25 protein-coding genes and 2 pseudogenes are annotated in these 23713 nt (G+C 66.7%); 11 read left to right on the top strand and 16 right to left on the bottom strand.

Features of this window, described 5'->3' with window-relative positions:
• Window positions 1–12: 12 nt before the first annotated feature.
• The 8 genes from eccD to AC5Y4T_RS09765 all read right to left on the bottom strand — a co-directional run bounded on the left by eccD (window position 13) and on the right by AC5Y4T_RS09765 (window position 7711).
• Complete coding sequence (gene eccD, locus AC5Y4T_RS09800; protein ID WP_499952838.1) at window positions 13–1542, bottom strand: type VII secretion integral membrane protein EccD; 1530 nt, start codon at window positions 1540–1542, stop codon at window positions 13–15.
• Window positions 1539–2564: a MinD/ParA family ATP-binding protein gene (locus AC5Y4T_RS09795; protein ID WP_156624000.1), complete on the bottom strand. Its 1026-nt coding sequence runs from the start codon at window positions 2562–2564 to the stop codon at window positions 1539–1541. The genes eccD and AC5Y4T_RS09795 overlap by 4 nt, the downstream gene beginning before the upstream one ends.
• Before the next feature lie 162 nt (window positions 2565–2726).
• Window positions 2727–3557 (bottom strand): ESX secretion-associated protein EspG, encoded by an 831-nt coding sequence (locus AC5Y4T_RS09790; protein ID WP_499952837.1) that lies wholly within the window; start codon window positions 3555–3557, stop codon window positions 2727–2729.
• 106 nt (window positions 3558–3663) lie between these two features.
• Window positions 3664–3951, bottom strand: coding sequence for a WXG100 family type VII secretion target (locus AC5Y4T_RS09785; RefSeq protein ID WP_007771836.1), 288 nt, complete (start codon window positions 3949–3951; stop codon window positions 3664–3666).
• A gap of 50 nt (window positions 3952–4001) precedes the next feature.
• Window positions 4002–4316: a WXG100 family type VII secretion target gene (locus AC5Y4T_RS09780; protein WP_040630553.1), complete on the bottom strand. Its 315-nt coding sequence runs from the start codon at window positions 4314–4316 to the stop codon at window positions 4002–4004.
• Between the two features lie 96 nt (window positions 4317–4412).
• Window positions 4413–5594: a PPE domain-containing protein gene (locus tag AC5Y4T_RS09775; RefSeq protein ID WP_499952836.1), complete on the bottom strand. Its 1182-nt coding sequence runs from the start codon at window positions 5592–5594 to the stop codon at window positions 4413–4415.
• A 40-nt stretch (window positions 5595–5634) separates the two neighbouring features.
• Entirely contained in the window at window positions 5635–5946 is a 312-nt protein-coding gene (locus AC5Y4T_RS09770; RefSeq protein WP_499917318.1) for a PE domain-containing protein, read from the bottom strand.
• A 436-nt stretch (window positions 5947–6382) separates the two neighbouring features.
• Window positions 6383–7711: an ATP-binding protein gene (locus tag AC5Y4T_RS09765; RefSeq protein WP_499952892.1), complete on the bottom strand. Its 1329-nt coding sequence runs from the start codon at window positions 7709–7711 to the stop codon at window positions 6383–6385.
• A gap of 225 nt (window positions 7712–7936) precedes the next feature.
• Here AC5Y4T_RS09765 and AC5Y4T_RS09760 point away from each other — a divergent pair, with 225 nt between their 5' ends.
• From AC5Y4T_RS09760 to AC5Y4T_RS09750, 3 genes are read left to right on the top strand one after another with little or no spacing between them, the layout of a single operon-like run.
• Window positions 7937–8539 (top strand): TetR/AcrR family transcriptional regulator, encoded by a 603-nt coding sequence (locus AC5Y4T_RS09760; protein WP_499952891.1) that lies wholly within the window; start codon window positions 7937–7939, stop codon window positions 8537–8539.
• Window positions 8540–8566: 27 nt separating this feature from the next.
• Window positions 8567–9778: an acyl-CoA dehydrogenase family protein gene (locus AC5Y4T_RS09755; RefSeq protein WP_499952835.1), complete on the top strand. Its 1212-nt coding sequence runs from the start codon at window positions 8567–8569 to the stop codon at window positions 9776–9778.
• A 51-nt stretch (window positions 9779–9829) separates the two neighbouring features.
• Entirely contained in the window at window positions 9830–11047 is a 1218-nt protein-coding gene (locus AC5Y4T_RS09750) for a GNAT family N-acetyltransferase (protein WP_499952834.1), read from the top strand.
• A gap of 23 nt (window positions 11048–11070) precedes the next feature.
• Here AC5Y4T_RS09750 and AC5Y4T_RS09745 read toward each other — a convergent pair whose 3' ends face one another.
• Complete coding sequence (locus AC5Y4T_RS09745) at window positions 11071–12051, bottom strand: alpha/beta fold hydrolase (protein WP_499952833.1); 981 nt, start codon at window positions 12049–12051, stop codon at window positions 11071–11073.
• 99 nt (window positions 12052–12150) lie between these two features.
• Between AC5Y4T_RS09745 and AC5Y4T_RS09740 the strand changes: the two are divergent.
• A pseudogene (locus AC5Y4T_RS09740) lies at window positions 12151–12735 on the top strand (DUF998 domain-containing protein); the annotation flags it as partial.
• 28 nt (window positions 12736–12763) lie between these two features.
• Here AC5Y4T_RS09740 and AC5Y4T_RS09735 read toward each other — a convergent pair.
• Both AC5Y4T_RS09735 and AC5Y4T_RS09730 read right to left on the bottom strand, forming a co-directional pair.
• Window positions 12764–12862, bottom strand: a pseudogene (locus AC5Y4T_RS09735) (ABC transporter permease); the annotation flags it as partial.
• Window positions 12863–12879: 17 nt separating this feature from the next.
• Window positions 12880–13161 carry a hypothetical protein gene (locus AC5Y4T_RS09730; RefSeq protein ID WP_067357681.1) on the bottom strand — a complete coding sequence of 94 codons (282 nt, stop codon included), beginning with the start codon at window positions 13159–13161 and terminating at the stop codon, window positions 12880–12882.
• A 234-nt stretch (window positions 13162–13395) separates the two neighbouring features.
• On the opposite strand from AC5Y4T_RS09730, the gene AC5Y4T_RS09725 reads away from it, so the two are divergent.
• Complete coding sequence (locus tag AC5Y4T_RS09725) at window positions 13396–14622, top strand: MFS transporter (RefSeq protein ID WP_499952832.1); 1227 nt, start codon at window positions 13396–13398, stop codon at window positions 14620–14622.
• 17 nt (window positions 14623–14639) lie between these two features.
• Here AC5Y4T_RS09725 and AC5Y4T_RS09720 read toward each other — a convergent pair whose 3' ends face one another.
• Both AC5Y4T_RS09720 and AC5Y4T_RS09715 read right to left on the bottom strand, forming a co-directional pair.
• Entirely contained in the window at window positions 14640–15677 is a 1038-nt protein-coding gene (locus AC5Y4T_RS09720) for an LLM class F420-dependent oxidoreductase (protein ID WP_499952831.1), read from the bottom strand.
• An 11-nt stretch (window positions 15678–15688) separates the two neighbouring features.
• The gene (locus AC5Y4T_RS09715) at window positions 15689–16111 is read right to left on the bottom strand and encodes a nuclear transport factor 2 family protein (RefSeq protein WP_499952830.1); all 423 of its coding nucleotides are present in this window, start codon (window positions 16109–16111) and stop codon (window positions 15689–15691) included.
• A gap of 119 nt (window positions 16112–16230) precedes the next feature.
• On the opposite strand from AC5Y4T_RS09715, the gene AC5Y4T_RS09710 reads away from it, so the two are divergent.
• Window positions 16231–16836, top strand: coding sequence for a PadR family transcriptional regulator (locus tag AC5Y4T_RS09710; RefSeq protein ID WP_499917326.1), 606 nt, complete (start codon window positions 16231–16233; stop codon window positions 16834–16836).
• 51 nt (window positions 16837–16887) lie between these two features.
• Window positions 16888–17643, top strand: a complete 756-nt coding sequence (locus AC5Y4T_RS09705; protein WP_499952829.1) for a haloacid dehalogenase type II — start codon at window positions 16888–16890, stop codon at window positions 17641–17643.
• Here the strand turns inward: AC5Y4T_RS09705 and AC5Y4T_RS09700 are convergent, their stop codons facing one another.
• Window positions 17644–18363 (bottom strand): NUDIX hydrolase, encoded by a 720-nt coding sequence (locus tag AC5Y4T_RS09700; protein WP_499952828.1) that lies wholly within the window; start codon window positions 18361–18363, stop codon window positions 17644–17646. It abuts the gene before it with no gap.
• Window positions 18364–18443: 80 nt separating this feature from the next.
• On the opposite strand from AC5Y4T_RS09700, the gene AC5Y4T_RS09695 reads away from it, so the two are divergent.
• Complete coding sequence (locus AC5Y4T_RS09695) at window positions 18444–19340, top strand: SCO6745 family protein (RefSeq protein WP_499952827.1); 897 nt, start codon at window positions 18444–18446, stop codon at window positions 19338–19340.
• A complete protein-coding gene (locus AC5Y4T_RS09690) occupies window positions 19337–19603 on the top strand; it encodes a YdeI/OmpD-associated family protein (RefSeq protein ID WP_499917330.1) in 267 nt (88 codons plus the stop codon). The genes AC5Y4T_RS09695 and AC5Y4T_RS09690 overlap by 4 nt, the downstream gene beginning before the upstream one ends.
• Before the next feature lie 22 nt (window positions 19604–19625).
• Here AC5Y4T_RS09690 and AC5Y4T_RS09685 read toward each other — a convergent pair whose 3' ends face one another.
• Together AC5Y4T_RS09685 and AC5Y4T_RS09680 are read right to left on the bottom strand one after the other, a co-directional pair.
• Window positions 19626–20141, bottom strand: coding sequence for a hypothetical protein (locus AC5Y4T_RS09685; RefSeq protein WP_499952826.1), 516 nt, complete (start codon window positions 20139–20141; stop codon window positions 19626–19628).
• Window positions 20142–20286: 145 nt separating this feature from the next.
• Window positions 20287–21171, bottom strand: a complete 885-nt coding sequence (locus tag AC5Y4T_RS09680) for a cyclopropane mycolic acid synthase family methyltransferase (protein WP_499952825.1) — start codon at window positions 21169–21171, stop codon at window positions 20287–20289.
• Between the two features lie 275 nt (window positions 21172–21446).
• Between AC5Y4T_RS09680 and AC5Y4T_RS09675 the strand changes: the two genes are divergently transcribed.
• Both AC5Y4T_RS09675 and AC5Y4T_RS09670 read left to right on the top strand, forming a co-directional pair.
• A complete protein-coding gene (locus tag AC5Y4T_RS09675; RefSeq protein WP_499917333.1) occupies window positions 21447–22022 on the top strand; it encodes a hemerythrin domain-containing protein in 576 nt (191 codons plus the stop codon).
• A gap of 299 nt (window positions 22023–22321) precedes the next feature.
• A complete protein-coding gene (locus AC5Y4T_RS09670; protein WP_499917666.1) occupies window positions 22322–23653 on the top strand; it encodes an MFS transporter in 1332 nt (443 codons plus the stop codon).
• Window positions 23654–23713 lie beyond the last annotated feature (60 nt).

Genomic DNA, 23713 nt, shown 5'->3' with positions numbered 1-23713 from the left:
CCGCGACCCTTTTCAGTGGCGAATCCACGTGAAGAGCCCTCCCAAGGCCGCCGCGGCTGGAAGCAATACGATGAATGCGAGCACTTCCACCCATTCCACCGTCAACCGGATGAACGGCCGAAACCTCATGGTCGGCACCAAAAGCGCTGCGGCCAAACCCAACGCGGCGAAGATCGTCACGGTCACCACCGGCCACATCAAGCCGGTCATCGCATCTTTCGGTGCGGCGACGGCGTACTTGACCACACCCGCGCACACCGCGGCCGATGCCCCACACACGAGCGCGATGGCCTGATATTTGGCGGCGAATCCGCGCCCCTGCGTGAGGAAGATGCCCACCACCAGCCCCGCGACCACCAGCGCCAACCACGCCCATTGGCGTCCGGGCGTCAACACGCCCCATACCGCGGCGGGCAACACTATCGACACGCCCGCGCACAGGCCGACCTGGACCGCATTGACCAACCGCGCCGAGGCGGCGATCGCGGCGCCGCGCGCGGTGATGTCGGTCAGTTCGTTGTCCTCGTCCTCGGATTCGTCCTCGCTGACCGGAGCAACCGTGTCGACGGGCATCCCCTCGCGCCGAGCGAACAAGTCCCGACCGGTGATCGATCCGAAGTGCGGCGGCCGTACCCGCGCCACCCACAGCGCGATCAGTGGGGCCATCCGGACCAGGACAAGCAATCCGACCAACACGCAGACCGCCAGCACCTGAGCCGAAGCCGGCCGGAACATGCGGACCGCGGCGACGGCGGCCAGGATCCCGCAGACCGTCACCACCGCGGTGACCACCGCTGTCTGCCAACGGTTTCGCGCCGTCACCGCGATGGCGATGGCGCCCAGGATCACCACGACGGCGCCGATCAGCCCATGGGCGGCGCCGAGCACGCCGGGTGGCGCGCACGCACCGGCGGTCGCCAGCGACAACACCGCCAGCCACGCGAACCCACCGAACAGGTCGCGCCGTCCCCGCCACCCGCTTCGCACCACCAGCGTGGCAACCCCGAGCAAGACGCCGACGGCGCCGGACACCGCTGCCGGGATGGGGCCGTCGGTGAATGTCCGCGCCCGCAGCGTCAATGCCACGGCAACCGCGACTGCCATCGCGATCACCGCGACCGCGGTGTGCGCCGCCGCCAGCGGCGTCACCGGCGCGAACATCCGATCGCCACCGTCGCGGCCCAGCCATTTGCCCATCGCCGCCAACCCTGTTGACAGCGATTCGTATTGCGGTTCGAACGACTCACCGTCGACCCGCGGCACCAGCACCAGGGTGTCGCCGTCCTGGACGCCGAGCTCGTCGAGGCTCTTGTTGATGTCGAGCCGAACCCCGTTGATCTTGTGGAGTTCGTAGCTGCCCGCGGGCAATGCGATGCCCTCGAAACCTTTGCGCTTGAGGTCGGCGTCGAAAAGCTCCACCATTCCCTCGAAGAATCCCTCCATCGGGATTGCGGCCGGGAACACCTGGGAACACAGATGCTTCTCGTATGAAATGTTGACCGCACAACGCGCCGGGAAAGCGACCTTATGCGGCGCTGTCACGGCACCGACCGCTCGGCGTCAGGAATGTATTTGTCCGCCAGCCCGGCGGTGATTTCGAAGAGGCGCAGTCGCGACTTCTTTTTCAGCTCGTGAACCGTGTCGATGATGCCGCCTTTGGCGAGGTGGGGATCGAACGGCAGCACTTCGACCGTCGCCCCGACCTTGGTGAAGCGCTCGGTCAAGTAAGCCAGCGCGTCCTTATCGGTGATCTGGTCGGTGTGGTTCACAATCACGGTGCTGCGCGAGACCAACTCGTGATAACCCTGCGAACGCAGGTAATCCACCGCGCGCAGCACCGGGCGCGACCGGTCCGCGGTGATTCCGGAGACGAACACGAGAGTGTCGGTGTTTTCCAGTACCGGCTTCATCACCTCGTGTTCGAGGTCCGGGGAGGTGTCGACGATCATCACCGTGTGGGTGCGTCGCAGGCGGGAAAGCACCCCGGAGAACATCGCGGGCACCAACGGCCTGGGCTGGTCGGAAGTCCGGTTTCCAGCCAGGACGTCAAGGCCGATGACGTTCTGGCCTAAGTGTTCTCGAATATCCGCGTATCCCTGGACATCGGTGTCGTTGATGATGGCGGTGTAGTCCCCGGGCGGGGACTCGTCGATGCGGTCGGCCAACGTGCCGAAACCCGGGACGGCGTCGATCGCAATCACGTTCTGCGGGCGGCATTCCCGGAACACACCCCCGAGGCACGCGACGAGCGTCGTCACGCCCACGCCGCCCTTGCCGGAGACGACCGTGATGACGTACTGCCGTCGAATATGCCGCCGGATACGATTCTGCAAATCGCGATAGTGCCGTTCCCGCGGCGACTCGCCCGGATTTATTTTGTGAAAAGATATGGAGTAAATGAATTTCCGCCAGCCCGATCCGGGTGGAATTTTCCGCGGCGCGGCCAGATCGGTAATACGCATTGTGTCGGATACCGAATCCGGGAAGTTGCTGGCCCCGGACGGATCCCCCCGTCTGAGCGCACCTTCGTCCGACATATTCGGGTCATTCCAAGGGCTCGTCACGACGCGATGCTAACACGGTTGCCGAAACCGCGTTTACCCCGTTCAAAAACCTTGCAAGTACGACAGATGTTGCTATTCCAAGACTTTGGCTACTAACTGACTTTCGTCAGTTCGCTTCCGTCGCGCCCCTTACGTTTTGCTTCCCCATGGCAAAGCGCAGCGTCACACGACTCGCCGATACGAGTGCCACTCGTCGCCGGCGGGCAATCGGCGGATCAGCCGTTGAATCGCGCCGCCGATGTCCGTGCGCGAGCCGGGCGAGAGGATCTGGTATTGACGCTGCCCCGAGGTGACGCTTTCGATGCAGATCCGCCCCGCCGGGGTGTCGACGATGGACACCGTCGAGTCGCCGACGGCTATCCGCGCCAATTCGTCCGGCCCCACGCCGGCCTGCAACCCGACGATGTTCGCGTGCGCGGACCGCGCCGGATCGGCGGCCGTCAGGACCATCTGCAGCTGGTCAGCGTCGAGGCGCTGCTCGAGCAGGAATGCTCGCAGGCTGGCGGTGTCGCGCACCGAGCTCAGCAACTGCTCGGTGTCCAGCGTGACCGGCTTCAGCGGCGCCGCCTCGGCCACGCCGCACAGCCGCTCGATCTGACCCACCAGCAGGTCGCTGGCCGACGCTTCATTGCCGGCCGTTCCCGCGGGATACAACCGCACCATGTCCCCGTGGCGTTCCAAGACCACCCACCACGTCGCGAAGCGGCAAATGGATGCGCGCGTCGGCTCCCGACCCGGTACCCCGATCATCACCAGCAGTCCGAGGTCTCGTCGCAACAGGACCGTCAGCCATTCCCGAATCATCGGGTCGACGTTGCCGGCCTCATCGAGCGCACCGGCGGCCACCAGCTCGGCGGCCGCGGGATGGTTCCTGGCGCGCTCGGGGGTGTCCAGGCGCGGCAGCATCGGCCGCAGCCCCAATTCAGGGCAGGTTTGCTCGACCCCGGTGACCGCCTGCAACACCCATAAGCCGTCCACCGTCGTTGTCAGCATCTCGCCTCATCGTCACTGGATGAATCGGCCGACCCGTGAACAGGAGACCAAAGGTGGGGCACACGCGCCCGGGGCAGCCGCCCCACCTTCGCTTGGTCGGATGGACTCAGAACAGACCGGCGATGTGCTGGTCGGTGCTGAGCGCGTTGTCCAGCACGTGGGACGTCGTCACGCCGTGCTGGCGGATGGTGTCGATGAGGCCTTGCAGCCCGGACAGCATCTGCGCCTGCGCCTCGAAGAAGCCCGATGCGCCGTGGCCGGCGAAAAATTCCTGGAGGGCGTGCGTGCGGTTGGAGGTGTCGTCGAAAATCGACTGCAACTGGCCCGCGCGGGAGGCGACGTCGGTGGCGAAGTCCGCGACGGCTCCCGGGTTATAGGTGATCGGGTCGGACATTGTGAGTTCCTTTCAAAAGACCATTGATGGAATTGCGACTGAGTGGATGCTTAGGAGCCGTGGCCGCCGAATAGCGCGCTGAAGGCGTGCGAAGAATCGGCCTCGTGGCCTTCCATCAGGGCCGCCGCCTTCGTAAGACCTTCGGCCAGACGCGTGCCGCCGGTCAAAACCTTGTTCAAGTCGTTCTGAACTTCGATGGCCGTCGCGTGTGACGCCGTCACCGCCGAGCCAGACCAGGTGGACGGATTCATCACGTTCTCCTGATTCGCGACGTATCCCTGGCCAATCCCGATCGCGTGCTCCATGTTCGCCTGAATGGCGTTGGAAGCATCGCGAAGCATTTGCGGTGTTACTTTGATTGTCACGGAATTCTCCTTCTCCGGTGGGCCGCCCCCCGTGTGGGCATGAAGCGAAGTGTATGGCGGCTAATTGGACCTGTCGATTCACCTTTCACCAGTGGTTCACACTCGGGCGTCGACGACTCGCACGGTCGTGGGCTGGTCGGCTTTGTCACGCGAGCCGCGGTCGCTTCCCGCCCCGTGACCCACGGGCATACCGCCCATCGGGGCACCGCCCATCGACGTCGTCTGCGGTCGCATGGCCTCGGCGCCCAATGCCCCGGCCGGCCGCAGCCCTACCGGCCGGCCGCCGGTCGCGGGGGCGGAGGCGCGGGCCGGGCGGGGGTAACTGGTTGGGGGCCTGCCGGCGCCCCCCAGGGGCGCGCCGCCGCCGGCCCCCGCCTCCGCCGCGGACAGTCCGGTGGTCGCCGAGACCGCCGAGACGGCAGGCGCCGCTCCGCCCATGCCCATGGCGCCGGGATTGGCGAACATGCCCATCAGCGGCTGAATCATCTGCATCGGCGCCTGCATCATCTGCATCGGGGCCTGCATCACCTGCGGGACCGCTCCCATCAGTTGCTGCGCCGGCTGCATCAGCGTGCTGGCCTGGCTCATGAAGTCCTGCCCACCCGAGGCGGCCTGACCGGCCCCCTGCGTCCCGGTCTGGGCGCCCTGGAAGGCGGCGCGCATGCCGTCGCCGGCCCCCTGCTCCGCCGCCGACTCGCCGACCGCCGCCGCCGCTTGCGCGGGCGCGGCCGGCGATGCGCCCATGGATGCGATCGGCGGAGGGATGGTGAGGCTTTGCGACAGGGCCGTCAGGATCGTTCCGTAGCTGGCGCCGACCGCGGAGTTGTTCGGCCACATCGACCCGAAGTATTCGAGCTCCAGCGACGTGATGCGTGGGGTCAACGCGCCGAGGACCAGCGGGTTGATGCCGTAGTCGGCGGCGGTCTCGGTGCGGTTGCCGATGCATTCGGGAGCGGGGCGCATCGAGCCGTACGCCATCTGGTACGCCGAGACCGCAGTCGACACCACCGCCGGCTTGACGTCGACCCAGCCGGCCAGCCCGTGCAGCGACGCGTTCAGCGCGGTCGCGTTCGCAGCCGAGGCCAACGAACCCGAGCCCGTCCAGCTCGCCGACGTCGCGACGGTGTTGATCGTTGACGCGATGCTGGAGCCGTGATGGGTGGCCGCCAAGGCAGTCCAGGCGGCCTGGTTCGCCAGGTGGGTGATGACGCCGGCCCCCGCCTTGAGCAGCATGTCGTTTTCCTCAGGCGTACGCGCAGCCCATCCCGGATCGGCCATGCGTACTTCCCCCCTTAATGCCTCGCTGGGAACCTGGTGACTAAGCCCCGATTGCCATCGTCAAGCTGCGCATGAGCTCGGTGACGACGTACGTGCTCGAGGCGATGCTCTGCGTGCCGGCGAACAGGCCGCGCTGGGCGGCGTGCTCAGACACTACGCCCAGGTAGCTGCCGCCGCAGGCGTTAAGCGCCGCCGCGAACATGGCCGAGTCCGGATCGCCGCCCATCGGCAGCACACCGAGCAGAACGGGCGCGGCAGCCGATGCCGCTGCCTCGGTCTCCGCGCTGATCGCCGTCTCGGCGCCGGCCGACGCCAGCACCGCCTCTGACTGCACCGACGTGACAGGACCCATGACTTCCCTCCGAACGCTCAACCCAAATCGGGGTGCTTGGGGCCATAGTGTAATGGGATTTCGGTGATCGTGTTATTCACTCCGGTCGGGACCGGCTTAGGCCGCAGGATTTTGTTTAGCGGCGCCGGCCCCAAGCGTGAAAGTACTGGATTACCAAAAGGAGTCGGTGATAACCTCAGCCGCCTCTCAGGACTCGGCTGTCACAAAGGCACCTCCGTTACCTGGTGCGCCCGGGTCACGGCCTTTGCGAGCGTCGCGGAAGGCGACGGCATAACGCTGCGAGTTTGATGCCGAATGTCCCTACGAAAAGGCCGCTGGTAATTGCGGGGCTATTGCCGAAGATCGGCGTAGCCAATGCCCGGGGCGCGCCTGTTTTTCGGCGTCCCGATCGGAACCTTTTCGGGCTGAAATAATGGCGGCGCCCAGCTATCCGCCGCTATGCCGGACCGCGCCCATCGCCGGCCAGCCGCAACAACAACCGGGTGCCTCCGAGCGGACTGGTGTGCAATGCCGCTGTGCCGCCGTGCAATTCGGCCTGTTGGGCGACCAGCGCCAAGCCCAGCCCCGAGCCCGACCGGGACGCCGTCGAGCCTCGGGTGAACCGTTCGAAGACGGTGGCGCGTTCGCATTCCGGGACGCCGGTGCCGTCGTCGTCGATGGTGATCTCGACGCCCTCGCCGGAACTGCCAACGGCCAGCAGGATTTTGCGGGCATTCCCATGCTTGACGGCGTTGGCGAGCGCGTTGTCGATGACTAGCCGCAGCCCGGTGGGCAATCCGATCATCAGCACTGTCGGCGAGGGCACCAGCGACACGTCCACGTCGGGGTAGATGCGGAGTGCGTCGTGCGCGGCACGGTCCAACAGCTCGGTGATGTCGAACGGGACGAAATCGTCGACGGTCGTCAGCTCACCCTGGGCCAGCCGCTCGAGCGCGGTCAGTGTCGCCTCGATGCGGCTCTGGGTGCGAATGACGTCGCCGATGACCTCGTGACGCTGCTCGAGCGGCAGATCCAGGGTGGACAGCACCTCCAGGTTGGTGCGCATGGCGGTCAACGGGGTGCGCAGCTCGTGGGAGGCGACCGCGGCGAAGTCGCGGGCCGATTCGAGCGCGGCCTTGGTGCGCTGCTGCTCCTTGCCGATGCGGGCCAGCATTCCCTCGACCGCTTCGGCGATCTCCACGGCCTCGCGCACGCCGCGAACCTGAACCTCGTCGGGGCTCGACTGGGCGTTGATCGCGCGGGCCTGTTGGGCCAGCAGCAGGAATGGATTGACCATGATCAACGAGATCACCCAGCCCACGACGACGGTGCCGCCGATCACGCTGGCACAGATCAGCAGCACCCGTAGGTGCAGTTCGTTGATCCGGTGCTGAGCTTCGGCCAGCGGAGCGGCCAGCGCGATGGAGGCGGGGCCCGCCGTGAAGGTGCGGACGCGGTACTGCACCCCGTTGATGGTGGTGTTGGCGTAGCCGTCGGGAAGCCGGGGCAACACGATGCTGTTGGGCACCGACACGGTCACGCCGCCGATGCGGGCGGTGCGCACCAGATTGCCATCCGGCGCGGGGCGGTCCGGGCTGGTGTGCTCCGCGTTGTTGAGCAGGCTGCTGATGTCACCCAGGCTGCTGACCGAATCGAGCCGCCGATCGAGCTGGCTGTATTGATCGTTGGTCACCCCCACCCACACCCAGGTGCCCAGCAGCACAACGAGGGTCATCACCGATATGGCGGCGACGATGACGATCGTGCGCAGCGACAGCACCCGCATGGGCAGCTGCACGCGCGGTAGGACGCGGATGTCAGGCTCCTTCGGTGGGTGCTGATCGTTGGTCAACCAACCTGAGTACAACCCTCACAGCAGTACCGGTCCGGCGCGATCAAGCGCGGTGGCGTTTCGCAAGAATTTAACGCCAGCCGCCTCGCCACCTCCTCCGCCACGTGCTTGAACCCGCCCGATTTTGCCGTGACCAGGGTGAGTGAGTACTCTCTCACCATGCTCGCCTCCGGCCGTGACCGATTGCTGTCGGCGGCGCTGCGGCTCTTTGCCGCCAAGGGCTACGCGGCGACGTCGGTGGCCGACATCCAGCGGGAATCGGGCCTGGCGCCCGGCTCGGGCGCGCTCTACAAGCACTTCGGCTCCAAGCGCGAGCTTCTCGAGGCGGCGGTGGCGCACCGCATCGACAGCATCGTGGCCGCGCGAGAGGAATACGACGCTGGACAACCGGGCAGCGTTGAGCGGGCGGTGCGCATCGCCGGCGAGCTGATCTGGAGCAACCTCAAACAGAGCGAAGATCTGCTCAAGGTCATGCTGCGTGAACCCGACGAGCTCGGCGATCTCGACGAAAAAACGTGGCAGGTCATCACCGACAACGCCTACCAACGCTTCGCCGACGAACTGTCGGCATTAAACCGGTCCGGCCGCACCAGCATTCCCGATCCCGAGGCGGCCGCGGCGGTCGCGATCGGGTCGCTGTCGTACGCCGCGACTCTGCAGGCCCTCACCGGCCGCCTGCCCGGAAACACCGGTGAAGAGCGATATTTCGAGGCGTGGGTCAACCAAACGGTCAGCGTTCTCAACCAATACCGAAACCGTTAATACGCAACCTATTTCAGGAGCACAGCTGTGACATTTTCACTGCAACTGTCCGACGACGTGATCGAGGTGCGCGACTGGGTGCACAAGTTCGCGGCCGACATCATCCGGCCGGCCGCGGCCGAGTGGGACGAACGGGAGGAAACGCCGTGGCCGGTGATCCAGGAAGCCGCAAAGGTCGGCCTGTATTCCCCCGACTTCTTCGCGCAGCAGGCGGCCGAGCCCACCGGCCTGGGCATGCTGACCGCGTTCGAGGAGATGTTCTGGGGTGACGCGGGCATCGCGCTGTCCATCATGGGCACCGGCCTGGCCGCAGCGGCGTTGGCGGGCAACGGAACTCCCGAACAGCTGGGGCGCTGGCTGCCCGAAATGTTCGGTACGGCCGACGAGCCCAAGCTCGGCGCCTTCTGCTCGTCGGAGCCCGACGCGGGTTCTGATGTCGGCGGCATCCGCACCCGCGCTCGCTTCGACGAGGCGACCAACGAGTGGGTGCTCAACGGCACCAAGACCTGGGCCACCAACGGCGGCATCGCCAACGTGCACATCGTGGTGGCCTCCGTCTATCCCGAACTCGGCACCCGCGGGCAGGCGAGCTTCGTCATCGGGCCGGACACCAAAGGTCTTGCGCAGGGCCAGAAATTCAAGAAGCACGGCATTCGGGCGTCGCACACCGCCGAGGTGGTGCTCGACAACGTCCGCCTGCCCGAGGACGCCATCCTCGGCGGCCGGGAGAAGTTCGAGGCGCGGATCGCCCGGGTCAAGTCCGGTGCCTCCACGGGTGGCCAGGCGGCCATGAAGACCTTCGAGCGCACCCGGCCCACCGTCGGGGCGATGGCCGTCGGCGTGGCGCGGGCCGCTTACGAGTACGCACTCGACTATGCCTGCCAGCGTGAGCAATTCGGCCGCAAGATCGGCGAATTCCAAGCGGTGGCGTTCAAGCTGGCGGACATGAAGAGCCGCATCGACGCGGCCCGCCTGCTGGTGTGGCGGGCCGGCTGGATGGCGCGCAACAACCAGAACTTCGACTCGGCGGAGGGCTCGATGGCCAAGCTGGTCGCGAGCGAGGCCGCGGTCTACGTCACCGACGAGGCCATCCAGATCCTTGGTGGCAACGGCTACACCCGCGACTACCCCGTGGAGCGCATGCACCGCGACGCCAAGATCTTCACGATCTTCGAGGGCACCAGCGAGATCCAGCGGTTGGTGATTTCGCGGGCGGTGACCGGGCTGCCGATCCGTTAGCAGGCGCGCAATTCGGGTGACCCCACGCGCAGGGCGCGTCATGATGGCCGAATGACCACCGAGGTCCGGGTCCTGGACACCGACGACGACCTCGTCGCCGCGGCTCAACTGTTCCGCACCGCGATGGTGGGCCTGCCGCCCGTGCAGAACCTGCCGCCCCGCCAGATCACCAAGCTGTTCGAGCCCGGGCGCACCGTCGGCGCGTTCGTCGACGGACTACTCGTCGGCACCGCGGATGCTGTGACGAGCAGCCTGACACTTCCCGGCGGAGCCGCCGTGGGCCACGCCGCGATAACCCACATCGGCGTCTTGCCGTCGTTCACCCGGCGGGGGGTCGCCACCGAATTGATCCGTCACCAGCTCCGCGACGTCGCGGCGCGTGGCGAGGTCGTCGCGTCGCTGCGGGCGTCGGAGGCCACCATCTATGAGCGGTATGGCTACGGGGTGGCGAGTCGCTTCCAGAGCGTGGAGGTTACGACCGCGCGGGCGGCGTTTCGCCCCGGGGTCGGCCCGGGTGGCCCGGTGCGGTTGCTCGGCACGGCCGAAGTCTGGGACATTTTGCCCCGCGTCTACGACGCCAACCGCCCGTCGCGTCCCGGAACCATCGACCGCCCTGGGGTGTGGTGGGAGAGCGCGCGGCGCCGAGCCGAATCCTCCTCGGGGGCTTGGTATGTCGCCGCACATGGCGAACCGGGCGCCGAGACCGGTTTCGCCCGCTACCGGCCGATCGGCACCGAAAATTGGTTCGTCAGCGACCAACGCACCGTCGTGGTCGAGGATTTCTTCGCGCCGACCGCCGACGCCTATCTCGGGTTGCTGCGTTTTCTGCTCGGCCTGGATCTAGTTGACCGAGTGCAGTTTTGGATGCTGCCCATCGACGACGTGTTGCCGTGGCTGTTCGTCGATCGTCGGGCGGCGAAGGTCACCGCTGTGCACGACGAAACGTGGCTGCGAGTCATCGATGTCCCGCGTGCGCTGACGGCACGATCCTATGTCGGCGGCGGGACGGTGACTATCGCGGTGAATGACCCATTGCTGTCGACGAATTCGGTGAGCTTTTCGATTAGCGGCGCCGGCGCCGAACCGACAAGCCGGCGCGCCGACATCCGCGTCGGGATCGCGGGGCTTGGGGCCGCGCTGCTCGGCGGCACGAGCTGGCGCAGCCTTACCGCGGCCGGGCTGGCCCGCGCCGACGATCCGGTGGCGCTGAATGTGGCCGATGAACTTTTCGCGGTGCCCGAAGCGCCGCATGCCGGGACGTTCTTCTGACCGGAGCCGGCGCACGGCTGCGGTCACCGGGTAGTTTCCGACCTCTGCATCACCAGACGTACACCGGCCGCGACCAGATCGGGCTGGTGGATCTGGATGAAATGGTCGCTGCCGGTCGCGATCAGGTGCGGTGTCTGCGGGCGCAGCGCAATCAGATCCGCCGATGCCTCTCGCCACGCCTGCTCCAATTTCAGGCTCTGCTCCGGCGAGACGGTGCCGGGAACCGCAAACGGTTCAGTCCTGGTCAGCACGACGGCGGGGACCGCCGGAAAGGCGGGGGCCGCGCCGACCTGGGCGACGCTCTTGTCGATGTCGATCTCCTCAAACGACGGCGCATTCGCGAACTGGGGCAACGGCTGGTCCAACGCCTGGCGGTAGGTCGGCCAGTCCGATCCCATCAGGTCCGGTATCTCGACCGGAAAGGCGTCGACGAACGCCAGCGCCCGCACCTGGTCGGGATAAGTTTGGGCGTACAGCCGAATGAACAGCCCGCCCAGCGAGTGCCCGACCAGGACGTACGGGCCGGGAAGACGGGCGGCGGCGAGTAGCGCATGCAGATCCTGGACAACGTCTTGGGCGCTGCGTGGCATCGCCACCGGCGAACTGCGGTCGGTGATGCTGGGTGGATCGGGATAGCGCAGGGTGCCGGGCCGGTCGTAGGCGCAGACGCGGTGGTCCGCGGCCAGCGACGGCAGCACGGCCGGACCCGTTGCCGGCGCAGCGGTGTCGGACTGACTCCACGGATCCGAAGAGTTGTGATATCCCGACTCCAAAATGACTGTGGGTCCGCCCTTTCCGAGGCACTTGAGATACAGGTGCCGGCCGTTGCCGATGTCGATAGGGCCCGCGAACTCGCCGCCTGCGGCCGGCGAGTTGGGGTTGTGCGCCGGTGCGGCGCATCCCACCAGCCCGATCAGCGCGATAGTCGACAGACATCGGCGAACGCCCGCGGCGGCACGCTTCGGATAGGCCGCGCTTCTCAAGTTCTCCCGCTCTGCACGCATCGCGTTATTGTGCGGGTAAGCCGGTCCCACGTGAAAACATTGGCGCCAATATGAAAGCGGCCGGCCCTTACCGGTCCCGCCGGGAAGGAGTCGCCCAACGTGGCCAGCGCGCGCGGAGCAGCCCTGTGGGTCGTGGCGGGCATCGGTTACCTGGTCCTCGAGGCGGTCGCCGCGGCGGGCTTCGAGCCCGCCTACAGCTATGCCCGCGACTACATCAGCGATCTCGGCCTCCCCAGCGGCAGGCTGGTTCGCGGACGGACGGTCTACTCGCCACGGGGGTATTTGATACACGCGGCGTTCTACCTGCAGGGCATTTTGTTCCTGCTTGGGGCGTCACTGGTCGTGGGGGTGCCCGACAACCGAAGGGCCAGGGTGTTTTTGGGTGCTGTCGCCGGGAATGCGGTCGGCAACGTCGTGATCGGTACGGTGCACAGCGGCACGGTGCACGTCGACGGCGCCGCGCTGGCGATTCTTGGGGGCAACGCCGCCATCTTGACCGGACCCGATGCGATCACGGCACTCGCCGAGTGCCGTCGGTATCGCTTGGCTTCCAAAGTGCTTGCGGCCCTGGGTTTTTCTTCCATCGCTATGCTGATGGTCGATTCCGCGACGGCGAAGACGGTGCTGCTGCCCGGCGGCTCATGGGAGCGCGGCAGCGTGTACTCGATCATCGCCTGGCAGTTGCTCACCGCAGCTTCTCTGCTGACGCGAGCTACCCCCGCCGCCGCACGATCCGGGTCTCCACGGCCCCCGAGACCCCATCGGTGAGCTTGCCCAAGCCGGCCAGCAGCGCGATGGCCAACGGCATCACGGTCGGTGCGGCCGCCGTCAGCCGTGCGGTGCCTCGGAGATCTTGGTGTCGGGCTTGCCGAGTGTCTGGCAGTACGTCATCGCCGAAAGCCGCGTTGCGGAGATCTCCACATTGCTCGGGTCGGCGCCGTTCTTGTCCTTGAGCATCTTGCTGACTTCGTCGTTCTGCTTCTTCTCGTCCTGGGTGGTGAAATCTTTGCACTTCGTGTCGCCACCGGTGTTGATGACCTGTGAGGCCGAACACGCGCTGGACAGCAAGACGGAGATCGCGATCGTGGCTGCCGCAATGTACTTCATCATTTGCCTTCCTGGGTGCGAGTATTGGTATCAGTAGACCAAATCGCCTGATTTCAAACCCCGAAGCAAGCCCCGCACCGGTGATCGCCGTGTTTGCAGGCGGGCGCCGGGCCGGCGGTGTCGCGCCGACGCAGCGATGCGATCACCCCCAGCGTAAATAACAGCCCCGGTGGCGTCGCGTTCTATCATCGTCGGTCGGCCACGCACACACCTCGAGTTTGGGAAGGGAGAACCTTCGTGACCTCGTCGAATGTGCGCACCGGCAACGATGGCATCAAGCGGTCGGGGGGCGAGCCCGCGGGCGACCGGACGCTGTTTGCCAGCGTGTTGGCACTGCTGCTGGCCACCGGGTGGGTCGCCAATCACTTCGTCGGGTTGATGCCGGTGATCAGTGACAGCGAGCACCTCAGCACGGCCACGCTCGACGGGATCTTCGGCATCTACGCCGTCGGACTGTTACCGGGGTTGCTCGTCGGTGGCCGCGTGTCGGACTCGCTCGGGCGCCGGTCGGTCGCGGTGACGGGTTCGGCCGCCGCGCTGGTGGGCACGGCGGTGATGCTGCTGTCCCAGCACACGGGCGCCCTGCTGCTGGGTCGGCTGGTCGTCGGGATCGGTGTGGGCCTCGCCATCAGCTCGTGCACCGCGTGGGCATCGGATCTGCGCGGCCCCGCCGGTGCCGCGACCGCCGGGGCGGTGCTGACGGCCGGTTTCGCCCTCGGACCGTTCGCCGGCGGGTTCATTGTGTGGGCCGGACGATCCGGCATCGGAGTCTCCTTCGGTGTGGCCGCAGCCATTGTCATGTTGGCGACGTTCGCGGTCGTCGGCGCGGCCCGACGCGCCGAAGCGGCGGCGCCGGCCACGAACGACGACTCAGGCCGGACCGCCCCGGCCACACCCGGGGGGCGAGCATTCAGCCGGGCGCTGAGCTGGGCCATGCCGCTTGCGCCGTGGGTATATGCCTCGGCGACACTGGGATTCGTCACGATCCCCACCCGGCTACACACCGCGCTCGCGGCTCCGATGGCGGCGGGCACGGCCACCCTGCTCGTCAACGGTGTCAGCGGTGTCATTCAGGTACTGGCCCGCGCGCTGCGGTGGGGGCCCCAGGCCGGTACTGCGGGTGCGGTGCTGGCCGCGTTCGGCTACGCGGTGGCCGCGACGGCGCCGCCCACTCTGAGCCCGGCATTGGGGTTCCCCCTCCTGCTTGTCCTCGGCTGCGCCTCGGGTCTCTGCCTGCGCGAAGGATTGATCGACCTGGAGGCCGCGGCCCCACCGCACCTGCGCGGCGCCCTGACCGGAGTGTTCTATGTCGTCACGTATGTCGGCTTCGCGCTTCCGCTGATCTTGGCCACCGTCGGCTCCGCGGCCTCGGTGGTGATCCTTTCCGCGATGGCACTGTTTGCCACGGCGGCAGCGGTAACCAGAGCGGTGCGGCTACGCCGGGATAGCCACCGGCAACACTGAATTGGCGCCACCGGCGATCAAACGAGTTCGCGCAGCGTCTCGATCAGCTTGACCCGTTCGCCCGTGGTGGATGCGATGGGTGCCACGTTGAGGGTGGTCACCCCCGCCTCACGGAACACCGCAAGACGTTCCTTGACGAACTCACGGCTACCGATCAGGTTGACGTCTCGCACCAGATCATCGGGCACGACCTTGGCGGCGCCGTCTTTGTCACCGGCCAGATACAGCTCCTGAATCCGGTCGGCTTGGGGACCGTAGCCGTATTTGGTGGCCAGGGCGTGGTAGAAGTTCTTACCCTTGGCGCCCATTCCGCCGATGTAGAGCGCCAGGTGTGGCTTGACGAATTCCCTTAGCGGCTCGACATTTTCGCCGATCGCCAGCACGGGTCCGGCATAGATGTCGAGGTCGCCGAGGTCGGGATCGCGCTTGGCCCGGCCGGCGGCCAGGGCATCCCCCCACACCTGGTGCGCCCGCTCCGGCAGATAGAAGATGGGTTGCCAGCCCTCGGCGATCTCGGCCGCCAGTTCGACGTTCTTGGGCCCCAGCGCGGCCACCAGTATCGGAATGCGCTCGCGGACAGGCTGATTGATCAGCTTGAGCGGCTTGCCCAGCCCGGTTCCCCGGTCGGCGGGCAGCGGGATCGTGTAGTGCTTGCCCCGGTGTTGCACGGTCTCGCGCCGCCACACCTGGCGGCAGATGTCGATGACCTCGCGGGTCCGCCCGATCGGCGCGTCGTAGGGAACACCGTGGAAGCCCTCGATGACCTGTGGGCCGGAGGCGCCCAGGCCCAGGGTGAACCGGCCGTCGGAGACGTAGTCCAGGCCGGCTGCGGTCATCGCGGTCAGGGTGGGCGTGCGGGTGTAGAGCTGCAGAATGCCCGAGGCGAGCCCTACCCGTTCGGTGCTCGCGGCCAGATAGCCCAGCGCGCTCACCGCGTCGAACGAATACGCCTCGGGGACAAAGACTATGTCCAATCCGGCCTTTTCCAGATCGGCCACTTCGGCGGCCACGTCCTTGAAACCGCCGGCATAATTGACGCTCAGTCCAATCCGCATGGTCATTACTTCTACGCGGTACCGGATTGATTGGCCAATTCGAGCGCCTCCTGCTGGATGCGCCCGAACTGCGCGCCCATCGCTTCGGACAGTGCCGTCGCGCCCGACAACGGCCGCACCATCACCATGAAGTCGTCGATGAGACCGTCGTCGTCGAAGTGCAGGAAGTCACAGCCGGTGATCTTCACCCCCGGCGCCCCGGCGATACCGGTCTCGAACACGAAGGCGTGATCGCGACCGCCTGGGTCGTGGATCTCGCGGATGTAGCGGAAGTCTTCGAAGATTCGCAGCACACCTCGCAGGATCGCGGCGGTGATCGGCTTGCCGACGTAGGGCTTGTACGCCACCGGGCTGGTGAAGACCACGCCGTCGGCCAACATCGCCTGGATGCCCTTCTCATCGCGCTCTTCGACGGCTTTGCGGAACGGGTGCATCGCGACCTCACATAGTCAACTAGTTGAGTAGGTGGATTAGACGCTAGGTCGCGCGGCGTTCGATGTCCAGAGTGCGATTGGTCACTTTGTTGAATAATCGCGCGTTATAGTATCGACCGATGTCGCTGCGTGACGCGGTGTTGGCCGCGCTCCTCGAGGGCGAATCGTCCGGATACGACCTGGCCAAAGAATTCGACGCCTCGGTCGCCAACTTCTGGCCGGCCACCCCGCAACAGCTGTATCGCGAACTCGACCGGCTGGCCGGGCAAGGCCTCATCCAGGCCCGCGTCGTGCGGCAGGAACGCCGGCCCAACAAGCGCATGTTCTCGCTGACCGAGGCCGGGCGTGACGCGATCCGGCAGTTCACGGCCAAGGCGCCGAAGCCGTCCGTCATCCGCGACGAATTGCTGGTCAAGGTCCAAGCCAGCGACGCCGGAGACCTCGACGCGGTCCGCGGATTCGTTCGCGAACGGCTGGACTGGGCAGTGGCCAAAGTGCAGCGCTACGAACGGCTGCGGGAGCGCGTGCTCGACGGGCGCACCGAGGACGAGTACCTCACCGAGTCCGAGCGAGTCGGCCCTTACCTGACGCTGATGCGCGGAATCTCGTTCGAGGAGGAGAACATTCGATGGGCCGAACGCGCGCTGGACATCGTCGAACGTCGTCTGACGGCCGGCGGTGCGCGCGCCGGGCGTTCACGGCGCCGGGCTGCTCCCCGCCGGTGAGTTCGCGAAGGGATTCAGCGGTCGCCGCCGAACGCGACGCTAGCCTGAGGAATGACCGAATACCGATCGCCCTCGACCGGCCGGGCAATACGCGCCGTTTTGTTCGATACCTTTGGAACGGTCGTCGACTGGCGTTCCGGAATCGCCGCCTCAGTGCGCGACTTCGCGCGGCGCCACCGTCTCAGCATCGACCCCGGGGAGTTCGCGCTGGAATGGCGGAGCAGGTACCTGCCCTCGATGTCCGAGATCCTTTCGGGCCGTCGCGAATTCGTGTCGCTGGACGTACTGCACAAAGAAAACCTGCTCGCGTCGTTCGAGAAGTTCTCCATCGCCGCCGAAGCGCTGCCGGGTGCCGAGGTGGAGGCGCTGGCCCGGTCGTGGCGCTGGCTGCCGCCGTGGCCGGATAGCGTCGACGGGATTGCGGCCATGAAGCGGCACGTCATCGTAGGGCCGCTGTCCAACGGGAACACCGGGCTGCTGGTCGATATGGCTAAATACGCCGGTCTGCCATGGGATGTGGTGCTCGGTTCCGATGTCGGCAAAACCTACAAGCCCGATCCGCGCGCCTACCAAACCCCCGCACGTCTGCTCGGTCTGGAACCGGGTGAAGTGATGCTGGTGGCCGCGCATCCCACTGACCTCGAGGCGGCCCAGAACAGCGGCCTGGCCACAGGTTTCGTCTCCCGGCCGCAGGAGTACGGGCTCAGCGGCGATCCATACGCCGAACCCACGGGCGCCTTCGACGTCTCGGGCGCATCGCTAATCGAATTGGCCACCTTGCTGTTCGGTGCGCGGGGCCAACGCTAGCTACTTCCACGCAAACACCGGCTGTTCCAACTCGTCGACCGGATCGGTTCGCCCTTCCAGACACAGCCAACGCAGCTGCAGCAGTACGGCGCCGGTCGGCGCGTGAATGAGGTCGTTTCCCAGCGGGATCTGCACCACCGGTCGCGGGCTCTCCGGAATCGTGATGAACCGTGGCGAGTCGTCACGCTGCAGTTGGTGCAGCCCGACCCGATAAACGGCCACCACCTCGTCGGGCGCGGGGCAAAGCTCCAGCCGCCCTCCTCCCCACAGCACGACGGGGGTGATCACGTACCCGGATCGGGTGGGATAGTCGTCGAGCAACCCGAGCACGGTCGAATCGGACAGCTCGACGCCGACCTCCTCAAGCAGTTCCCGCCGCGCCGCGTCGACCGCCGTCTCGCCCAGATCGAGGCGCCCGCCCGGTAGCGCCCACTGCGCCGCGTGCGAACTGAGACGAGATGCCCTGCGGCACAGTAAAAACGCGGCGCCACCGGATACGTCGACCATGCGCCCGTCCAGATGGGCGGCGGGCACCGGACGTCCGGCATTCCACTCGTCGACCGGCACCGGATCGACCCGGTCCTCCCCGACTTCCGAATCGACCAGTACCACCGCGACGGCGGCGTGCCGCTTCGTCGGATCGGTGACAACGCGGCGGTGGTGGCCGGCCAGATTGTTCCGGATCCGCTCACGCAAAGGCTGGTCATAAGGGATGGTCACCAGTCGAGCCTAAGCTGAGGCGCTGCCGATGCCGCACGTCCGTGCTTGGTCGCGGCCGGCCCCAGTGGTTAACTGCCAGCATGCGACGACAACCCGTGCTGGCCCGACGTTTTTTCGATCGCTACGAACCGGTGCACGCGGTGACGTACTTCGCACCGGAAGCGCGGGCCGCATTGGACGCACTGGGTTACCGGGGCTTCTGGATGGGCTATTTCGCCGCGCGGTCGGCGCCGTTGGGCGTGGTGCCCAGGGAGGTGGTCGCCGCGGTCTTCTACAACTTCGCGCCCCAACGGGTGGCCAAGGCGCTGCCGGCGGCATGGGAGATCGCGGGTCCGCAGGCCGCGTTGGAGGCTCGGCAAGAGTCCGCGGTGGCGGCGCTACGCCGTTATGGCCTGGGCTCAGACGACGAAAACGTCCGCGTTGCAGCCGAACTCGCGGGCCGGGCGGCCCGCAGCGCGCCCCTCGATGCGCGGCCGCTGTTCGCCGCGAATGTGGCGCTACCCTGGCCGGACGATCCGCTGTCCGCCCTCTGGCACGCCACCACGCTGCTGCGCGAACAGCGTGGCGACGCGCACGTGGCGGTGCTGGCCGCGGCCGGCGTCTCCGGCCGAGAATCCAACGTCTTACATGCCGCGGCGGGCAACGTCGCTCGCGACTACATCGCCCGCACCCGTGATTACGACGAGACGTCCTGGCGCGAACACGAACACGCGCTCGCCGAGCGGGGGCTGCTCAACGACGACGGAACGCTGACCGCGGCGGGACGGCAATTGAAGGACCACATCGAGTTGACGACCGACACGCTGGCCCTGTCCGCACTCGATGCCCTCAGCGACGACGAGGTGGAGACACTGTTCGGGGCGCTCACCCCCATCACCCGCGCCGTGGTGGCGGGCGGCGACGTTCCGGCTCTCACCCCAATGACGTTGCGCCGCGATGAACTACACGATGGCGCCGCGCATCTGGTGGACCGATGAGCGGCCAGCGCGTGCCCGGCGGTGTCGTGCACAAATTGCCTGCGGATCTGCGCGAGTCGCTGATCGGCAACGCCGCCGCGCTCGCCGCCTGGAAGGACATCACGCCGCTGGCCCGAAACGAGTTCATCTGTTGGGTCGAGGATGCCAAGCAGCAGGCGACCCGGGAGCGCCGCATCCGCCGGACCCAGGAGGAGTTGGAGGAGGGCAAGCGCCGACCCTGCTGCTGGCCGGGCTGCAAACACCGCGAGCGCACCGGAAAGTGAATGCGCACCGGCGAGTTTCGGCTCACGCCGCGCCGATTGGAACCGCCTGGCCGTCAGGGAAATCCATCGGCGGCGCCTCGCCATGCCCCGAACCCCGGTAGGCCACCGCCGTAGCCAGCGCCGTTCCATCCTCGATGGTGCCCACCACAACGACCTTGTCATTGACCGCGAAATGTGGTGCGGCGGTGATGGGTTGACGCGCGCCGCGGGTGACAACCGTGGTGTCCGGGGTGAAGCGATAGGTCTGGATATGCCCGTCGGCGCCGCGCATGGTCACCGAGTCCGCCGACACGGCCATCACGGTGCCTTCCTGACTTATCGGCTGCGAGGCGGCCGGCGGTTCGAGATCGGCAGCGACGGCGCGCTTCTCGGACTGCGGTCCGTTGAGTACCAGCGCCATCACGCAGGCGGCACCCAGCAGCGACGCGGAGACGATTTCGCATACCGAGGCTGCGCCGGACAGCCCGCGCCGGCGACCACGATGGGTCGGCGTCGGCGTATGCTCCGGCGAATCCGGCATGCGGTGTTTGGCGCTCACGGTCAGTCCTCCCAGCGGCGTTACACCGAGGAACACCGGCGCGCACCGAATCAGGTTGTTGCCGTGGAATTACCCGCAGAATTGGACCGGTAAACCGCACCCCGGCCAACCGGGAAGCCCGATCGGCCGGCCGGGGCAGTTGCCGTCAGCCCTTGGTCAGGGTGAACTGTGCGACGTCGGTATAGCCCTCACGGAACAGGTCGGCGCAACCCGTCAGGTATTTCATGTACCGGTCGTAGACCTCTTCGGACTGGATCGCGATGGCCTCGTCCCGGTGCGCCTCGAGCGCGGCCGACCAGGTGTCCAGGGTGCGGGCGTAGTGCAGGCGCAGCGGCTGGATCAGCTTCACACCGAAGCCCGCGCGCTCCGCGTGCTCCACCACGCCCTTGGCCTGTGGCAGGTCTCCGCCCGGGAAGATCTCGTCCATGATGAACTTCATGAAGCGCAGCTTGGTCATCGTGATGGGCAGCCCGCGCTCGGCGAACTCCTCGTCGCTGGGCTTGATGATGGTGTGCAGCATCATGACGCCGTCGGCCGGCAGCGCCTCATAGGCCATTTTGAAGAAGTCGGGGTAGCGGTCGCGTCCGAAGTGCTCGAAGGCGCCGATCGACACGATCCGGTCGACCTTTTCGTCGAACTGCTCCCAGCCCTGCAGCAGCACCCGCTTGGACCGCTGCGAGGGATGGCTGTCAAGACGGCGCTGCACGTGCGCCTGTTGATTGCGGCTGAGCGTGAGGCCGACGACGTTGACGTCGTAGTTCTCGAGGCCACGGACGATCGTGGTGCCCCACCCGCATCCGATGTCGAGCAAGGTCATGCCCGGTTGCAGCCCAAGCTTGCCCAGGGAGAGATCGACCTTGGCGTACTGCGCCTCTTCCAGCGTCATATCGTCGCGCTCGAAATAGGCGCAGCTATAAGTGCGCGTCGGGTCTAGGAACAGCGCGAAGAAGTCGTCGGACAGGTCGTAGTGCGCTTGTACGTCCTCGAAATGCGGTTCCAAGCTGACGGCATCGCCGGGTTTTTCGGACAAGGCACAACCTCTGACTGATTCTTCTTGATTCGGGTGCGATCGAAGCTGATCGCCTGACTGACGCACCAGTGTATCCGCCCGGACATCAGCGCCCTCCCGGCGAGTTCCTGTTCAGGGCCACAGCGCCGATGGAAGGGGCGCCGGTGCCGGCGCACTCGAGCGAGTGGTCACGCAGAGGGCGCACGCGGTTGACGGATCCCGCGCCCAGTTGTTACCTCAGCTGGTGAACCGGGTAAGCCTGGCTGACCGGCGTTCCGAGAGGCGGGATTCTGAAGATGGCAGACATCACCATGCTGATCCTTGCCGACCACGAGTGGTTTCGGGAACAGTTCGCGCGACTGGACGATCTGCAGGCCCGCCGCCCCGACGACCCGGCCGCCCTCAACCGGGTGTGGCGCCCGCTCGCCGACAAGCTGGACGTGCACGCCTACATCGAAGAAAAGATCTTCTACCCGCAGCTGCTCAAACGCGGGGGTGACGACGCCGAAGGCGAGACCCTCGACGCGATCGGCGATCACAACGACATCCGCGACGGCGTGCGCGACGCCAACGCCGCCGCACTCGGCAGCCAGGAGTGGTGGGCAGCCGTCGGGCGGACCCGGGTGGCCAACGACGATCACATGGGCGAGGAGGAGCGAGAGGGGCTGTCGGATTTTCGGCGCAACGCGCCCATCGGGCTTCGCGAAGCCCTCGGACGTCAATACAGCGAGTTCATGGCCGAGCACCCCACCACCGAGGGCCTGTTGATCACCGATCGTGACCCGCAGCGCTACGTCGAACAGTTCGAGGAGCCGACGCCGGCCAAACCCACCGATTTCTCGCTGCGCATCGGGAGCCTCAAAGGGCAATGATCTCGCCCGGCTCGAGCTGACGTGACGCGAATAACCAACCTCGGCTCGGGCGCGAGGCGATGCCGTCGACGACGGCGCCGCCGAGGCGCACCTAGCTGGCTTTTCCTGACGCAATCACATCCGCCTACGGCCTCGCCGCAACATCGCGGCGACCTGCGGGTGGCCCCTCAGCACGCCCGATCACCCGACCCCGCTGGTTCCTCCCGGGAACGTTTCGGGTAAGCCATCATCCGATGGGTACTCCACGCCGCCGCCGGAGGAAATGGGCACGTAAAGACATCAGGGTCGCCGATCCGGCTATGCGCCAAACCATCATGGGCACCGCGATCGGCAACTTCATGGAGTGGTACGACTTCGGCGTCTACGGCTATATCGCCACCACGATCGCCCAGGTGTTTTATCCCGGCAAGAGCGTCAGCGGCGTTCACCTCATCGCGACCTTCGGCACGCTGGCGGCGGCGTTCGTCGTGCGCCCGCTCGGCGGATTCATTTTCGGGCCGCTGGGCGACCGGATCGGACGGCACCGAGTGCTGGTCGTCACCATCCTCATGATGACGGTGAGCACCACCATGACCGGCCTGCTGCCCACCTACGGCACCATCGGCATCTGGGCGCCGATCCTGCTCGTCGTCGCACGAATCTTCCAGGGCCTGTCGACCGGCGGCGAATATGTCGGCGCGATGACCTATCTCGTCGAGCAGGCCCCGGACCACAAACGCGGCAAGATGGTCGGCTTCTTGCCAATGGGCAACCTGGTCGGATTCGTCCTTGCCGGGTTGCTGGTGACCGGTTTGCAGACCTGGCTGCCGGACGACGCCATGCTGACGTACGGCTGGCGGATTCCTTTGCTGCTGGGCTTTCCCTTCGGCCTGGTCGCCCTGTACTTGCGCCTTCGGCTCAAGGAGTCCTCCGCCTACCAGAGCGCGAACGACGCCGCGCCCCCCTCCGGCGGCCAAGGCGGGCAGCAGATTCTGCGCACGGTGGCGGCCCAGTGGCGCCCGATGCTGATCTGCGCGGCGCTGGTGCTGACCTCCCAGGTCGCCGACTTCATGCTCACCGGGTACCTGCCGACCTACCTCCGGCTCTTCGTCCGGGTCGGGCACACCGCGGGACTGGTCATGATCGTGTCGACGCTGGCGATCCTGATGGTCACCGTGGTGCTCGTCGCCGGCTTGTCCGACCGCATCGGCGTCAAACCCATCATGTGGACCGGCTGCGGGCTGCTGATCGGGGCCTCCGTCCCGGCGTTCCTGCTCATCCGCTTCGGCGGCTGGTACCCGGTGATCTTCATCGGCGTGCTGTTGATCGGCCTGATGGAACTGTGCTTCGACAGCACCGGACCGGCCATGCTGCCGGCGTTGTTTCCCACCAACGTGCGCTACGGGGCGCTGGCGATTTCGTACAACATCTCGATCTCGCTGGTCGGCGGTATCACCCCGCTGATCGCCCAGGCGCTGGTATCCGCCACCGGCAACGTGATGGTGCCGGCTTACATGCTGATCTTCGCTGGCGTGGTGGGAGCCATCACGCTGCTGTTCACCCCGGAAGTCGCCCGCAAGCCGTTGCCGGGCTCCGGGCCTGCCGTCGAAACCGAGCGGGAGGCTCGCGCGCTCGCCGAGGGCGTCGGCTAGCGGGCCATCCGGCGGAACTTCCGCTGTTCGACGCTGGATTCATCTGGCGGAAGCGGGCTA

This window comes from Mycobacterium sp. NGS11 (assembly GCF_059813315.1).
This window is presented reverse-complemented; position numbering and strand designations above follow the sequence as displayed.